The organism is Sphingobium sp. TomMM7A, assembly GCF_055397305.1.
This window is the reverse complement of the sequence record NZ_AP027312.1, coordinates 597,501-612,965: the sequence shown is the minus strand read 5'-3', so window position 1 is coordinate 612,965 and position 15,465 is coordinate 597,501. Positions and strand designations below refer to the sequence as shown.

Below are 15,465 nucleotides of genomic sequence, written 5' to 3'. Positions count from 1 at the left end.
CAAGAATCCCGCGCTACACAGCTGACTGGACAGGCGTACCATGATCCGCGCCCTGACTGGATCGAACAACATCGCGCCCGAACAGAACTGCGATAAAATTGAATATCAGAAGAGACCCGGCGGCCGAAACAAAGCCAAGCGTGTAAAGACCCGTTTGATCGCGAACATATCCCAGGACGAGGGGGTAGATAACGCCCCCGAATATCAATCCGGTGCCCATGATACAGCCCGTCGCCATTCCGGCCATTTCCAGCCCGACGGCATCAGCCGCAAGACAATAAGCCAGCGGTAACCCGCCATAGGCGAACAATCCGCCCAGCGGCAGCGTCATCGCCAACAAATCATATCGATGCTGATCGACCGCCATCGCCGCGCCCATGAAGGAGAAGACCATCCCTATACCGGAAATCAGCATCAGCGGTTTCCGATACCCAAGGCGATCTGACAGCAGGCCAAAGGTCACGGCCGAAACGACCCCGGCAAACGGATAGAGCGCACCGGCAAACCCGGCAGCGGCTTCGGACCAATGGCCTTCCTCGATCAGAAGCGTGGGAACCCAATAGACAGCGATCGAATATGTGCCCCACACTCCGGTGAGAAAGAGCGCGGCCACTCGCACATTGGTTTGGCGCAGCACGGAGAGATATTGAGCAAGCTGAGAAGGTTTGTCCACCCGCGCCGAAGGATCGGCCCGCGCGGTGGACTCCGGCTCGCGCAGAAGCAGCCAGACCAGACCAGCGATAATCAGAAGCGCCGCCGCTCCCCACAGCGATCCGATGCGCCAGCCCCAGGTTTCGAGGACGTGCGAATAGGCATATCCGGCAAACACTGTGCCAATACCATCGGTGGAAAGCATGATGCCCATGAAGACGCCAAGCCTCTTGGAATGCTCCGCCCAATGCATGGCGATGGTATAAGGTCCGACAAAAAGCAGCGGAATGGCGGCACCCTGAAGAATGCGCACGGCAAACATCATTTGATAGGTTGAGGCGAATGAGAATAAACACTGCCCGAGAGCGGACAAGACAAGTCCTGCGACGCAGACATTCTTGGGCCCCCAACGGTTGAAAAGCCCTCCGGCCGAATAAACGACGATGCCGCCCGACAGGGCCGTCCCCGATGCCAGGGCGCCGGCCATGGTATAGTCCATGGAAAGATCGCTCATCATTGTCGCGATCTGGGTCGAATAGCCCACATAGGGAAGAAAGATAATGACCGTCGCTACGAAGCAGAGGGCCAGAGCCACCCATGCGCGGAAGTCTGGCTGCTTTTTCTCTATCACCTGATCACTCCGTTCGACGTCCGTCAGCGCGGGGAGCCTAGAGCGGGCTGCATCAAATCAGACGCAGCCCGCCATGCCAATTTTGTCTCGGCCCGTGCAAGACCGGCCGCCACTTTTGCGCGAGTCCAAGATGCCTTCATTCTTACTTCGTGAAGCGGCGAGCCTTGTTGAACAACCGGAAATCGTCATATTTCTGACCGTAGATATACGGCCGATAGTCATGACCGTCATCCAGTTCTTCCCAGAAGGGTATGGTCCAGCAGGAGGCGCCCTCCCCATAGGAAACGCCGCCCACTTCGACCACCGGGATGGTGTCGAGCGGATCGACCGCGGTGCCGGCGAGCTTGAGCGTGCCTGTGCCCTGCCGCGTGACACGGAAGTCCTCCGCGGTATCAAGGCAGCTCAACACCACCTTGTTCTGGAAGCCCTTGCCGGTCGTGTGCGGCTGCGCCTTCAGCTCGAAATCCTTGACGTTGTTTTGCGCCGGGCCGAGGTCAGGACCGAGTTCGGCCTGAATTTCTATCAGGCGCACACTGTTGCGTTCAGCATAAGCGTAGACTTCATGACCATCGACATACAGGCGGGCATTACCGGTCTTCTTGCCTTCGCCCCACATCTCACGTCCGATGGTGACAGGCATGTCGCCACTGACGAACAAGGTCAGCATGGTGGTGCCAGCTTCACCCTTATATTTGCACGACAGATAAATGATGCCGCAGTCGAATTCACCGCAAAGCGCCGACTGCCAGTGCGACACGTTGGCGTAGGCGATCGGCTCGTCGGGAAGGTCGAAGCAAGGCGGGAGAACCTTACGCAGAAATTCCTGCGTGGTTTTGAACTCAATCGTCAGAGATTCGGTTGTAAACTGCCCCTTCGACAGCAAACCCTCAATTTCTGCGACTTCCTGGTCTGTTTTGACGAAGCTCATTGACTAGCCTTTCTGTAACTTCTTTCATGAATTTAAAATAAAACTGGATTTCACTTCTGGCCGCCAAACGCTTCCGCATCTGCATAGGGGAACCACCAGAAATCATGGGACGAGCAGGTCGGATCAATCATCACCATCTTCGAGTGCCGGAACTGGTCCAGGCCCTCCGCGCCTAGCTGACTACCCATGCCGGAGATCTTGCGGCCACCGAAAGGCGCGGCGTTATTGTCCATCAGCGGGGCATTGATCCAGGTCATGCCGCTTTCAAGCTCTTCGATGGCGCGGTGCGTTTCACCAAGGTCCGTGGTGTAGACCGTCGATCCCAGGCCATAGTCCGACCGATTGGCGAGCGTGAGGGCTTCGTCGAAATCAGCGACGCGGCAGATGGACATCACCGGACCGAAGCTTTCCACATTCAGGATTTCGGCGTCCGGCTGGACCTCCGTCAAGACCGTGGGTTCAACGAAGTAGCCAGCGTTGAGGTGAGACGGGCGGGCGCCGCCGGTCGCCACTCGGGCTCCCGCCTCGATCGCGCGTGAGACCAGTCCTTCGTAGCGGCTCCGTTCGCGCTCCGACACCATCGGACCCATATCGACCTTGTCCAGACCGTTGCCGATACGAATCTTCCGCGTCAGTCCGACCACCTTGTCGATGAAGGCATCGTGGATGTCCTGATGGATATAAAAGCGCTCACCCGACGTGCAGACCTGACCCGCATTGAGATTGGCGGCGAAGACGGCGGCGCGCGCCGCAATGTCGAGATTGGCCGACGGCATGACGATGAACGGGTCGTTGCCCGAAGTCTCAATCAGAGCCTTTTTGAAATTTTCCGCACATCCCTTCGCAACGGCCCGGCCTGCGCCCACGCTGCCAGTGAAGGCGATGCCATGAATGTCCTTATGCGCCACCATCGCGGTGCCGACGCGAACGCCACCCGTGACGAGGCCGATCAGACCAGCCGGGAGGTGCGGCATCATCGCCTTGAGGAACAGAATTGACGAGACCGACGTGTGGTCGGACGGCTTCAGGATCACGGCGTTCCCGGCGCCCAGCGCCGCCGCCGCTTCCCAGGAATAGAGGCAGTAGGGGAAATTGAACGCCATGATGATGCCGACGACGCCAAGTGGATGCTTGGTGACCAGATTCATATGGCCGCCCACGACCGGCCCGACGACCCGGCCATGATCATGGCGGGACACTTCTGCATAATAGCGGAACGCCCATACGGACCATGTAACCTCGTCGAAGGCTTCCTTGTACGGCTTGCCCATTTCGCGAGTCATCGATTCAGCCAGCAGCGGCCGGTTGTCCTCAATCGCCTGCGCGACCTTGTGAAGCGCTTCGGTACGTTCCAGCGCCGAAAGCTTGAGCCATGCGCGTTGCGCCTGCTTCGCGCTCGCGACCGCCTGATCGAGTTCAGCGTCAGTCGCGTCCGATACGCTCGCAACCACCTGTTCCGTGGCGGGATCAATTACATCAAGCGCGGTCGTCGAAGCACTTCGCCGCAGTTCTCCGTTCACCAGAATATGGTTGCTATAGTCGGCAAATGGCTTGAACCCGGACATCAAAATGCTCCCAGAAAGACTATGGTAAAGTTCAGTTGCGCTTCGCTCCCACGCGCACGATCACGCACCGAGCCAGCCCCCATCGACGGCATAGGTGTAGCCCGTGCAATATGATGAAGCTTCGGACGCCAGGAAGAGAGCTGCGCCCCGCAGTTCCTGCGGCTTGGCGTAGCGCTTCATCGGCGTGCGAGCTAACAGTTCGGCCTGGAGGCGGCGCACTTCTGGATCGGGATGATCCAGCTGCTCACCTTCGCTCAATCCTGTGGCAACATAACCGGGGGCTATCGAATTTACCCGGATACCCTCGGGAGCCAGCATGGCCCCCAACTGGCGCGTAAGCTGCACGACCCCGCCTTTCGCCGCCGCGTAGCCGATGCAGCCCCATTGCGAGTCCGCAGTCACACCGACGATGGACGCGATGTTGATGATGGACCCTCCGCCACGACCCTTCATGGCCTTGGCCGCCGCCATGTCGGTAAAGAAGACGCCCGACAGATTGACATCGATCAGCCGACGCCAGAGATCCGCCGTGTAATCCTCCCACGATATAGGAAGATTCGGTTCAGCGATGCCTGCGTTGGCGATACACACATCAAGGCGTCCGTGCCGTTTCATGACGACATCAACCATGCTGGCGACCGACGCCTCCTGAGACACGTCCACCTGTATTCCATGGGCGGCGCAATCGCCATCCGCGGCAATCCGTTCAGCCGCCTCTTCAGCGCCCGCGCCATCGATATCGGCACAGTAAACAATCGCGCCGGCGTGCGAAAGGGCCGTAGCCAGCTCAAAGCCGATACCGCGCGCGCCACCCGTTACGAGAGCCACTCTCCCATCGAGCTTGAACAAATCGATCGTGTTCACGCGCCGCCTGATCCTCTAACTTCCAAAGTTATGAAAACTCTGTTCTTTTTTAAGAGTGCGCGCCTTCAAGGCCGCGAAATTGCTATAGCTGCTGGAAGGCCGACTTCTATTTGCGACTAGAAGACGACCATAGCTTATTCGTCCGATTGTGCCGGTGGCGGCGTTGATCGGCAATACCTCTGCGAGGGTATCACCGAAGCCCTGCCCTTCGGCAAAGGCAGCGAGTCCACGGGACCAAGCACCTCGGTCTTTTTCTTACTTGGACACCCTCCCTCTCTCCGCGTTGCCGAGACGGCCGATCAGGCGGCCTTTGGTAGCGGAAGGAAGCTCGTGGAAATGACGCCGATACTGCTGGGAAAAGCGGCTCGGATGGTGGAACCCCCATTTATACGCAAGATCGAGCACGTCAGCCGCAGCGCCTGTTCCCAGGATATCTGAACGTACACGGTTCAACCTTTGCGTCAGAATATATCGTTTCGGACTTAAAGCCTTTATATCGGCAAAGCTATATTCCAAGGTGCGCTGACTGACGCGTAGAGCTTCACAAAGCTCTGCGACGCTGAAGTCCTCGGTAATCTTGTCCAGGATATATTCACGCGCTTTTCGAAAGAGATAGGTTCGTGTGTCGAGCGAGGGCCCGCTGCTCGCCTGAATGTCCAGGGCAGCCACGACGGCTCCAGCCGCGAGCGCCACATTTTCACCTCGGTCCACCAGTTCAGCATTGCGCGGATCATCCGATAAACATTTCAGAAGATCAAAAACGGCGGCGTCCAGCATGGCTGTGCGCTCCGCTGACACCGAAATCCGCCGCGCAATTTTGCTGGTAGGCATTATCGGCGCGATCGTGCCGATGCTGATACGGCTGAGCGGGGCCGAAAGCCCTATCGAAGCCATCACCACACTGGCCAGCATCGTGATCAATTTCTGGCTGCTGCCCTATTTCCTGATCAGCCTGGGCGCGATCCTGATCCTGCGCCGGGAATCCGTCGCCAGCTTCGCACATTTGGCGCCACCGGCTGCCGGAGCGCTGCTTCTCATTTTCGTGGTCGCTCAGAACTTTATCGCGCGAGAGGGAAAGTGGCACATGCCCGTGATTGCGGCCACTATCCTCGCGATCGCGTTGGGGCTGCTCAAACTTGCTGACCGGACCCGGCAGTCGCAAGACCTGCGAATGCATCCCAGTCCAGAATAACATGCGGCGCCAGTGCGCAGCCAAAGAAAAACGGCCCTTCCGAATGAGTCCGGAAGGGCCGCCAATCAGAGAGGAGATGAAACGTCAGAAATCTTTGCGAAGCTCAATGCCATAACGACGCGGAGGGACGTATGTGACAATTCTGGTTCCGAACAGCGCGATATAATCGAACGCGGATACCTGCTTCGCCGCATTGGTAAAGTTCTTCACAAAGGCGGCGATTTCGAAGCCATTGCGCGAATAACTTATGCGAGCGTTATGCAGCGTAGCGGCGGGAAGCAGGTTCATCGCATTGTTGTCGACCGATGAGTAACGCTTCGACTGATAGCTGAAATCATATACGAAGGCGAGCTGGCCGTTGCCGATGTCGAACGACTTGCGAGCCAGGCCATTGACGGTCCATTTGGGCGCATTAACAGCACCCTGGTCAATTACGCCGCTGTAGCTGGTGTTTACATCGTAAATCTTCGTATGAAGATTTGCTACACCAAATTGGAGATCAAGGCCTCGCATAGGTGTAATAGACAGTTCCATTTCACCACCATACATGTAAGCATCATTGTTGGTGACAAACGATGTCAGACCCTGAAGCTGGAATGCCTGGAAGCCGGAATAATCATAATAGAATGTGCTGAGATTTAGGCGAACGGCACGATCAAATAGCTTCAGTTTTGATCCTGCTTCATAGGCGATCATTGTTTCAGCGCCAAAGGGCGTCTGCGCGAGAGATGTGGTTCCGCCCGCGTTGCTATTGAAACCGCTGCCCTTCACGCCTCGCGAGACACTGGCATAGAGCAGCGCGTCATCACTGACGGTGTAATCGAGCTGAAGGCGACCGCTCCACAGCCATTCTTTCTTCTTCGCGGCGCGGCCGACAGTCGCCTCCGAAAAATCATATCCGAGCAGCGGAGGATTGTAGACGGTGTTGGTGACCCCGTCTCCCAACTCATTATAATATACCTGCGAAGAAAAGCTCTTGGTGTCATGAAGCACTCGCCCGCCGACGGTCAGCTTCAGGCGATCGGTAAGTGCATAGTCACCCTGTGCGAATGCCGAATAGGAACGGACATGCTGGTCGAAGACGTTGCTGATATCAAACGCGAACTCCGTGCCAGCATATGCGGGGAATGAATAATTCTGATAATTAGACTGTTTTATATCCAGGAAATATACGCCACCGGTGAAGTTAAATCTGTCGCCCACTTTCGACACGCGAAGCTCTTCGGACCATTGGTTCAAATTCTGTCCGCTGGGAAAATAGCAGGCATTCAGAGGTGTACCATCGCAATCCTCTGCATAGGCAAATTTGAAGTGCGTGTAGTTGGTAAGAGAAATCAGACTAATTTCGTCCGAGGCGTTCCATTCAAGGCGCAAGGTCGGTGAAATCCGCTCTTTCTTCAGATAGCCGACGGCGTTGAACGCAGTCTTGCGCGCGTCTGGATACGGATCGCGATATCCCGTGGCGTCGTTCCCCGGGCCGGTGCCATATGCATCGACATCGGCGGGGAGGAGTTCCGGCGTGCCATTCACCAAATAGGCTGGCTGGGAGTCATAGGTCCCGATCCTTGCACGCGGATTGCGATCATAGGAGATTGCGAAATAGGCTTTGAAATTGTCGCTCAGGTCCCGCTGGATCTGCGCGCGCACGCCAAAGAATTTTTGCGCATTCGTGTTTGGACCGGCCGCGTTCTTCCACCAGCCATCCGAATAGTCGAGCATGCCCGAAATACGAAACTGCGTCTTGTCATCCAGCGGGCCACCAACTGCGGCCTCCAGGCGCTTCTGATCATAGTTGCCGATCGTGGCCGACACGAACCCTTCAAACTGCTCTGTCGGCTTCTTGGTGATGAAGTTGGCGAGGCCGCCAGTGGAATTTCGACCGAACAGCGTCCCCTGCGGGCCACGCAGAATTTCTACACGCTCCAGATCATAGACCGGGAAGTTGGTTTCATAAGGCGAGCTGACATAGATATCGTCGAAATAGATGGCGTTGGGCGATTCCTGATTGGTCGAAAAGTCGGTCGCCGCGACGCCCCGCATCGTCAGATTGCCGTTCAGCCCTGAACCGCCGCTCGATTCAAGCACGACGCCCGGAACTTTGGAGGCCAGTTCAGTGGCCGACTGGACCCCCATCGCCTGCATCTGGTCGGACGAGAAGGCAGAGATCGAAAGGCCGACCTTGTCCAGCCGCTGCTCACGGCGCTGCGCGGTCACCACGATGTCACCGCCCAAGCCATCGGGCTGGGGAGCACTCGCATTGGCGTCCTTTCCACCCTGTTGGGCCATAGCATAGGCAGGAACCATGCAGATACCGATTGCCAGCGCTGCTATCGAAGCCCGCATCGCGCGCACACCGCATGTCTGGAAAAGATCTTGCCCTTTACTCAAGGATTGCAAAGCATAGAAGCTGTTGTGATAAGCCATTGGATAAACCCCCGGATCGTTGTTGGGCGAGGTCCCGGTCGCCAAATTTAAGACGGCCTGAAGATCAGGCGGAAGAAACTATCATACAATACCCTGCGAAGGGTAGCTTATGCTTGTCTGAACAGTGCTCTCTTGCCATCGGGAAACGGATAGTTCTTTTATTACCGCGACTTCCGCTCCAGTTGCTCTGGATTGCTTCCCGCTCCCGACTGCCTCAGCAGCGCTTTGCGGAGGCGGTGCAAGCAAAACCAGGTCCCGGTCAATATGAGCGGTGTCGCGACGGACACGATCGCCGAAGCGTGGAGAGCAGGCGCGAAGGGCTCGATTCCCTCAAGCATATGCCCCAGCAGCGACACGCCATAATAGCTGATGGCGACCACGGACAATCCCTCCACCAACTGCTGAAGTCTCAGGGTCATGCTGGTGTTTTGTTCGAGCGAGGCCAGAAGTCTTGCGTTCTGATTTTCGATCCGCGTTTCGATCCGGGTCCTCAGCAAACTGGAAAGATGGGCCGCCAGATTGGCGATCTGCCGCGACCTTTTGGTGAAACTCGCACATGTGCGCACCGCTGGAAGAAAGCGGCGTTGCGTGAAATCAGTGAGCGACTGGCATCCCCTTATCGGCCGGGGAGCCAGTTCGGCCAGCCGCTCATCAACCAGCTGAGCGTATGCTGCGGTCGCACTCATTCTATAGTTTGTTGCGCCAGCGAGGGCGCCGATCTCTAAAGAGAGCTGACACAGCTCGCTCAGTAGATCGTCGTCGCGGACTTCTGGATGACTCAGCAGTTGACCAAGGTCCCCCAGCTTCGCCTCTGCTTCATGCAGCAATCGCGATTGCGCCTGGGCCACCGGCAAACCCATAAGGGCCAGATTGCGGTAATTTCCTAGTTCCTGAAACCGCTGCACGGTACGCGTGAGGTCGCCGTCACTGGCGCCATTTGCGGCTACCAGAAGCCTGCCATAGCCTTCAGGGCCGATACGAAAATCGGACCAGATGCGAATACCGTCGCCCACATGGCAGGATATCAATTCATCGCCGACGAACGCCATATCCTCCAAGCGGGCCTGAGCATTCTCCTCGTCTTCGACGATCTTGATCCTGGTTGCGCGTATCGCGGCGCCCGGCAATTTTTCCATTTTCGAAACAGCGTGGTACGCCGATTCCGACTGGCCGGAGTCTATAAAAAGAGTGACGGTGCTTGCTTCGCTGTGACGCTCCCAAGTGTAGGCTATCCCGCTATGCAGCGTTCCCGAAACATGGCTGGCGCCGGTTAGGCAAGCCGGATTCCCGCTGAACTGGGCGACAAAATCGCGTTCCCGCGCCCGATCGCCTTCATCCAGAATGTTGAGTATCTGCACGATCTCCATCGGCGCTGAAAGCCTTGGCCAGCGCCGCAAATGCATTTCTTCGACGACCCGCTTGCGGAGATCATGTTCTCTCATGCTCCTCGTCCCCTCATTTGCCCATCCTACCAACGCCTTTCTCGCAACGGCGCATCCGCAGATTTGTGCTGTTCATCCAATTAGATGGAAAGGTGCTGGGCTTGATCCGCATCCCAAATCAGTTCTGGGTACAGAAGCCCGCCATCGGTTCACCATGACGAATATATAGCTGGTGAGTGCTGGCCATGCTCCTACCCTCATCGGAGTAGTTGCCGGATTACAGTCGCAGACTTTACCTTCTGCCATTGCTGCCCTTGAGATATGCGGCGTGCGAGAAGTAGGGTTACGAGAGACGGATGCCACACGTCTAACTGATGGTGGCCCAAAGCAGCCGCATTTCCCGTTCGCGCGGCCTTTAAATGGCCCATGCCCCCTAGCCGGCCTGCACAGATACTACCCCGAGCGGGGTATTGTTACACCAGTCCATCATCAGCATTATGCCATTTATACAATAGATTTCTTCCTGATGGGTGCGTCGTTCCAATGGCGGATAAACAGTTTGCCGGACGATCAAACGCTCCGATTAAAATTTACAAACCTGGTGCCGGGCGATGACTTGAGAGACCGGTGCACCTCTTCACATGCGCATGTGAATACCTCTGCGCACTCGCCATATCGCAGACATCTGGAGTGTTTTTCGTGACGTCATATCCGAGTTCCGCCGAAGTCGTAATCGTAGGTGGCGGCATCGCAGGATGCTCCATAGCTTACCATTTGACCAAGCTGGGCATTTCCGACGTTGTGCTATGCGAGCGCAAGCAACTGACCTGTGGCACAACCTGGCATGCCGCCGGACTGGTGACCCAGCTCCGCGCAAACCGGCGGATGACAGAGCTTGCCTATTATACGGGGCAGCTGTTCGGACAGCTGGAAGCCGAGACGGGCATGGCAACCGGTTATATGCAGCGGGGTTCGCTGCGCCTCGCCAAGACGCCGGAGCGGCTTGAAGAGCTTGCCCGCGGGGCATCAATGGGACGGAATTTCGGCTTGCCTGTCGAACCTGTCACTCCCGGCCAGATCAAGGAGCGCTGGTCGCCGGTAAACATCGACGGCATCGTCGGCGGTTTCTGGTTTCCCAATGACGGTCAGGTCAATCCCATCGACGTAACGATGGCTTATGCAAAGGGCGCGCGCATGGGCGGCGCCAAGATCCTTGAACAATGCCTCGTCAAGAACATCATCGTCGAAGGCGGCAAGGCCGTCGGCGTCATGACCGAGCAAGGCGAAATCCGGGCGAAGAAGGTCGTCATCACCGGCGGCATGTGGTCGCGCGACCTGGCGGCGCAAATCGGCGTAAGCCTGCCCCTGCATGCCGCAGAGCATTTCTACATCGTCACCGAGGCTATCCCGGAACTTCCGCGCAACCTGCCTGTCATGTTCGTCACCGACGAGCACGCCTATTATAAGGAGGATGCAGGGAAGCTCCTGCTCGGCTGCTTTGAGCCGAACGCCAAGCCTTGGGGCATGAACGGCATCTCACCCGATTTCTGTTTCGATACGCTGCCCGAAGATTTCGACCATTTCGAACCGATCCTCGAACTCGCGGTGAACCGTGTGCCGTTGCTGGCCAATGCGGGTATCCAGCTGTTTTTCAACGGGCCTGAAAGCTTTACCCCCGACGACCGCTACCTGCTGGGCGAAACGCCAGAGGTGCGCGGCCTGTTCACCGCTTGCGGGTTCAATTCGGTGGGCATCCTGTCTTCGGGCGGCGTCGGCAAGGTTCTTGCGGACTGGATCAACGACGGCATGCCGCCGGTGGAACTGGTCGATGTCGATGTCCGTCGCACGGTCTCGTTCCAGACCAACAAGAAATATCTTCACGACCGGACGACGGAAACGCTCGGCGCAATGTACAACATGCATTGGCCCAACCTCCAGATGGAGACCGCGCGCAACGTTCGTCGCAGCCCCTTCCACGACCGCCTGATCGCCAAGGGTGCATGGATGACCGAAATGAACGGGTATGAACGACCCGGCTTTTTCGGCGGCGCAGGAACGACACCGAAAGTAGAATATTCCTATCATAAGCCGAGCTGGTTCGACGACACTGCTGCCGAATGCCGCAACACGGCGGAGAATGTGTCAGTCTTCGACCTCAGCTGCTATGTGAAATATCTGATGGAGGGCCGCGACGCTCTCAAGGTGCTCAACAAGCTTTCCGCCAATGAAATCGACGTCCCGGTCGGTAAGCTGGTCTATACCCAGTGGCTCAATCCCAAGGGCGGCATCGAGGCCGATGTCACAATCACGCGCCTGTCCGAAACGTCCTTCATGATCGTCACGATCGCTGCGTCGCAGCGCCGCGACATGGCCTGGCTGAAGCGGCATATCCCGGATGACGCGCATGCCCATGTGGTCGACATCACGTCTGGAATGCCGATGCTGGCGGTGATGGGACCCAAGTCGCGCGAATTGCTGCAGAAGATTTCGCCCGCCGACTTCTCCAACGAAGCCTTTCCTTTCGGCACCAGCCAGGAAATCGATCTTGGCTATGCGAAGGTCCGCGCCAGCCGCGTCACCTTTGTAGGTGAACTGGGTTGGGAACTCTACATGCCGACCGAGTTCGCTCAGCATGTCTATGATGTCCTTGTCGAAGCGGGAACGGAGTTCGGACTTCGCGACGCTGGCTTTTTCGCCCTCAACTCCCTCCGCATGGAAAAGGGGTATCGCCACTGGGCGCACGACATCGGCGAGGAGGATACTCCGCTGGAGGGTGGCCTGGGTTTCGCGGTCGCGCTGGACAAGCCAGGCGGCTTCATCGGCCGCGATGCACTCCTGCGTCAGAAGGAAGCAGGCAAGCTCACCAAACGCCTCATCCAGTTCAAGCTGAAGGATCCCGACGCCCCGTTCGTCTTCCACAACGAACCGCTGTGGATCGGTGACCGGATAGTCGGCGACATCTCTTCGGGAGCTTATGGCCATCGCATCGGGGCTTCGCTGGGGATGGGTTATGTCCATCACGAGGATGGCGTCGACAAGGCGTTTCTGGAAGCGAGTAGCTTCGAGGTCGAGATTGCATGGAAGCGGCATGAGGTGGAGGCGCAGTTAGGCCCCTGGTATGATCCAAAGGGCCTGCGCATCAAGGCGTGAGCCGCTCAAGCCAGCATTCTCGCAACAACAGCTACACCCATTGAAGGCGCTTTAGCGTCGCCGGGAGGATATCATGCGCATTCTCGTTCCCGTGAAGCGAGTCATAGATTTCAATGTAAGGCCCAGGGTCAAGGCGGACGGAAGCGGCGTTGACCTTGCCAACGTCAAGATGGCCATGAACCCCTTCGACGAAATCGCCCTTGAGGAAGCGATCCGCCTCAAGGAATCGGGTCAGGCGGCCGAGGTCATCGCCGTTTCCATCGGCCCCGCCAAGGCGCAGGACACCCTACGTACGGCATTGGCCATGGGGGCGGATCGCGCCATCCTTGTCGAGACCGACGCGGAAGTCGAACCGCTCGCCGTCGCGAAAATTCTGAAAGAGATCGTGGCGGAGACCGACCCAGGTCTCGTCATCCTCGGAAAACAGGCGATCGACGACGATGCAAACCAGACCGGACAGATGCTAGCGGGCCTGCTGGGCCGACCGCAGGGCGCCTTTGCGAGCCGGATCAGCGTCGATGGCGACGCAATCGAGGTGACGCGGGAGATCGACGGTGGCCAGGAAACGGTAAGGCTACCCCTTCCAGCGATCATCACTGCCGATCTCAGGCTGAACGATCCTCGCTACGCCTCACTTCCCAACATCATGAAGGCGAAAAAGCAGCCGGTCGCGATAAAGAGTCCGGCAGATTACGGGGTGGATTGCACCCCGCGCATCAAGACCCTGAAGCTGGCCGAGCCGCCTGCCCGCTCCGCCGGTATCAAAGTCACCGATACGGACGCTCTGGCCGTTAAAATCAAGGAAATGGGAGTTGCCTGAGATGAGAACTCTCCTTTTGGTCGAGCATGACAACGGCGCGGTTAAGGACGCCACCCTGCCCGCCGTCACGGCCGCCGCCAAACTCGGCCCCGTCGACCTGCTGGTGGCCGGATTTGCGTGCCGTGGCGTGGCAGAGGCGGCTGCACGGATCACGGGCGTCGATAAAGTCCTTCTGGCCGATCACGCCTGTTACGAGCACGCGTTGCCGGAGAATGTCGCGCCGCTGGTGGCGGCCCTCATGACCGACCACGACGCATTTTTCGCCCCAGCGACAAGCATGGGGAAGAATGTGGCGCCACGCGTCGCCGCGCTGCTCGATGTCATGCAGATTTCGGAGATCCTCTCCGTGGAAGGAGAAAGAATCTTCACCCGCGCGATCTACGCCGGAAATGTCATCGCGACCGTCGAAACCACAGATTCCAAGCTGGTGATCACCGTGCGGGGTTCGGCCTTTCCCATGGCACCCACGACAGGCGGTTCCGCCGCCATCGAGGAGGTTTCCATCGGGGCGGACGCCGGTCTGTCCACTTTTGTGGGTGCGGAAATCGCAAAGCTGGAACGCCCTGAACTGACCTCCGCCAAGATAGTGGTTTCTGGCGGTCGCGCGCTCAAGGATGCGGAAACGTTCGAGCAGATCATCATGCCATTGGCCGACAAGCTCGGCGCGGGCGTAGGCGCCAGCCGCGCCGCCGTCGACGCGGGCTATGCGCCCAACGACTATCAGGTGGGGCAAACGGGCAAGATCGTTGCTCCCGAACTTTATATCGCGGTCGGCATATCGGGCGCGATACAGCATCTGGCTGGCATGAAGGACAGCAAGACCATCATCGCCATCAATCAGGATGTGGACGCGCCGATTTTTCAGGTCGCCGATATCGGGCTCGTCGCCGATCTTTTCACCGCCGTCCCTGAACTGACCGCAAAGCTGTGAAGCCCACGCCGCGCAACTGGGCATAGAATTTTGGAGAAGAATGTGACGACCGATATCCTCACCGTATCCTGTCCGTCAAAGCGCGGGATCGTGGCCGCCATTTCCAGCTACCTGGCAAGCCAGGGTTGCAGCATCTCGGATTCATCGCAATTCGATGATGTGGAAACCGGCACCTTCTTCATGCGGGTCAGCTTCATCTCCGAAGAGGGGAAGGCGCTTTCGGAGATCGCGGAGGGCTTCACGCCGATCGGCGCAGAATGGAATATGAATTTCGAGTTTCATGATTCCACAGTCAGGATGAAGGTCATCCTGATGGTGTCCCGCTTTGGACATTGCCTGAATGACATTCTGTATCGATGGAAGATCGGCATGCTGCCGATCGACATCGTGGGCGTCATCTCCAACCATTTCGATTATCAGCATCTGGTGCTGAGTCACGACCTGCCGTTTCACCATATCAAGGTGACCAAGGATAATAAGGCTGAAGCCGAAGCCGAGCTGATGGCGATCGTCGAGCGCACGCAAGCCGACCTCATCGTCCTTGCCCGCTATATGCAGGTGCTTTCCGACGAACTATGCCGCAGGATGCCGGGCCGGGTCATCAACATCCATCACAGCTTCCTGCCCGGATTCAAGGGGGCGAAGCCATATCACCAGGCCCACAAGCGCGGCGTGAAACTCATCGGCGCCACCGCCCATTACGTTACCGCGGAACTGGATGAAGGCCCGATCATCGAGCAGGAAACCATAGCAGTCACCCATGCGCAGAGCGCAGACGATTATGTATCTATCGGACGGGACGTAGAGAGCCGCACATTGGCCCGCGCGATCCACGCCCACATACATCATCGCGTATTTGTGAATGGCGACCGGACGATCGTTTTTCCCGCCAGCCCGGACAGCTACGCCGCCGATCGCGTCGGCTGA

At 57.8% G+C, this 15,465-nt stretch carries 12 protein-coding genes; 5 read left to right on the top strand and 7 right to left on the bottom strand.

All coding sequences use genetic code 11. The features are described from left to right. Positions 1-13: 13 nt before the first annotated feature. The 5 genes from ACZ5ZH_RS15495 to ACZ5ZH_RS15475 all read right to left on the bottom strand — a co-directional run bounded on the left by ACZ5ZH_RS15495 (position 14) and on the right by ACZ5ZH_RS15475 (position 5,416). Positions 14-1,282 (bottom strand): MFS transporter, encoded by a 1,269-nt coding sequence (locus ACZ5ZH_RS15495; protein WP_464772917.1) that lies wholly within the window; start codon positions 1,280-1,282, stop codon positions 14-16. Positions 1,283-1,424: 142 nt separating this feature from the next. Further along, positions 1,425-2,210: an acetoacetate decarboxylase family protein gene (locus tag ACZ5ZH_RS15490; protein WP_464772916.1), complete on the bottom strand. Its 786-nt coding sequence runs from the start codon at positions 2,208-2,210 to the stop codon at positions 1,425-1,427. A 50-nt stretch (positions 2,211-2,260) separates the two neighbouring features. Then, positions 2,261-3,775, bottom strand: a complete 1,515-nt coding sequence (locus tag ACZ5ZH_RS15485; protein WP_464772915.1) for an aldehyde dehydrogenase family protein — start codon at positions 3,773-3,775, stop codon at positions 2,261-2,263. Positions 3,776-3,835: 60 nt separating this feature from the next. Continuing rightward, positions 3,836-4,639 (bottom strand): SDR family NAD(P)-dependent oxidoreductase, encoded by an 804-nt coding sequence (locus ACZ5ZH_RS15480; protein WP_460988344.1) that lies wholly within the window; start codon positions 4,637-4,639, stop codon positions 3,836-3,838. Positions 4,640-4,894: 255 nt separating this feature from the next. Then, on the bottom strand, positions 4,895-5,416 hold the full coding sequence (locus ACZ5ZH_RS15475) for a helix-turn-helix domain-containing protein (RefSeq protein WP_464772914.1): 522 nt from the start codon (positions 5,414-5,416) through the stop codon (positions 4,895-4,897). On the opposite strand from ACZ5ZH_RS15475, the gene ACZ5ZH_RS15470 reads away from it, so the two are divergent. Beyond that, positions 5,415-5,831, top strand: a complete 417-nt coding sequence (locus tag ACZ5ZH_RS15470) for a hypothetical protein (protein WP_464772913.1) — start codon at positions 5,415-5,417, stop codon at positions 5,829-5,831. The two genes, ACZ5ZH_RS15475 and ACZ5ZH_RS15470, sit on opposite strands and share 2 nt — an antisense overlap. Before the next feature lie 84 nt (positions 5,832-5,915). On the opposite strand, the gene ACZ5ZH_RS15465 is transcribed toward ACZ5ZH_RS15470, so the two are convergent. Together ACZ5ZH_RS15465 and ACZ5ZH_RS15460 are read right to left on the bottom strand one after the other, a co-directional pair. Beyond that, positions 5,916-8,174 (bottom strand): TonB-dependent receptor, encoded by a 2,259-nt coding sequence (locus tag ACZ5ZH_RS15465; protein ID WP_464775226.1) that lies wholly within the window; start codon positions 8,172-8,174, stop codon positions 5,916-5,918. A gap of 242 nt (positions 8,175-8,416) precedes the next feature. Next, positions 8,417-9,697: a DUF3422 domain-containing protein gene (locus ACZ5ZH_RS15460; RefSeq protein WP_464772911.1), complete on the bottom strand. Its 1,281-nt coding sequence runs from the start codon at positions 9,695-9,697 to the stop codon at positions 8,417-8,419. 639 nt (positions 9,698-10,336) lie between these two features. Between ACZ5ZH_RS15460 and ACZ5ZH_RS15455 the strand changes: the two genes are divergently transcribed. The 4 genes from ACZ5ZH_RS15455 to purU all read left to right on the top strand — a co-directional run bounded on the left by ACZ5ZH_RS15455 (position 10,337) and on the right by purU (position 15,465). Then, on the top strand, positions 10,337-12,787 hold the full coding sequence (locus tag ACZ5ZH_RS15455) for a GcvT family protein (protein ID WP_464772910.1): 2,451 nt from the start codon (positions 10,337-10,339) through the stop codon (positions 12,785-12,787). A 73-nt stretch (positions 12,788-12,860) separates the two neighbouring features. Beyond that, complete coding sequence (locus ACZ5ZH_RS15450) at positions 12,861-13,607, top strand: electron transfer flavoprotein subunit beta/FixA family protein (protein WP_449469170.1); 747 nt, start codon at positions 12,861-12,863, stop codon at positions 13,605-13,607. Between the two features lies 1 nt (position 13,608). After that, on the top strand, positions 13,609-14,538 hold the full coding sequence (locus tag ACZ5ZH_RS15445; protein ID WP_464772909.1) for an electron transfer flavoprotein subunit alpha/FixB family protein: 930 nt from the start codon (positions 13,609-13,611) through the stop codon (positions 14,536-14,538). 42 nt (positions 14,539-14,580) lie between these two features. Continuing rightward, entirely contained in the window at positions 14,581-15,465 is an 885-nt protein-coding gene (gene purU / locus ACZ5ZH_RS15440; protein ID WP_464772908.1) for a formyltetrahydrofolate deformylase, read from the top strand.

What these genes read in the sequence shown, in the direction of transcription:
- ACZ5ZH_RS15490 (WP_464772916.1), bottom strand. Translation starts at nt 2,210, where the DNA reads ATGAGCTTCGTCAAAACAGACCAGGAAGTCGCAGAAATTGAGGGTTTG.
- ACZ5ZH_RS15485 (WP_464772915.1), bottom strand. Translation starts at nt 3,775, where the DNA reads ATGTCCGGGTTCAAGCCATTTGCCGACTATAGCAACCATATTCTGGTG.
- ACZ5ZH_RS15470 (WP_464772913.1), top strand. Translation starts at nt 5,415, where the DNA reads ATGGCTGTGCGCTCCGCTGACACCGAAATCCGCCGCGCAATTTTGCTG.
- ACZ5ZH_RS15475 (WP_464772914.1), bottom strand. Translation starts at nt 5,416, where the DNA reads ATGCTGGACGCCGCCGTTTTTGATCTTCTGAAATGTTTATCGGATGAT.
- ACZ5ZH_RS15465 (WP_464775226.1), bottom strand. Translation starts at nt 8,174, where the DNA reads ATGCGGGCTTCGATAGCAGCGCTGGCAATCGGTATCTGCATGGTTCCT.
- ACZ5ZH_RS15460 (WP_464772911.1), bottom strand. Translation starts at nt 9,697, where the DNA reads ATGAGAGAACATGATCTCCGCAAGCGGGTCGTCGAAGAAATGCATTTG.
- ACZ5ZH_RS15450 (WP_449469170.1), top strand. Translation starts at nt 12,861, where the DNA reads ATGCGCATTCTCGTTCCCGTGAAGCGAGTCATAGATTTCAATGTAAGG.
- ACZ5ZH_RS15445 (WP_464772909.1), top strand. Translation starts at nt 13,609, where the DNA reads ATGAGAACTCTCCTTTTGGTCGAGCATGACAACGGCGCGGTTAAGGAC.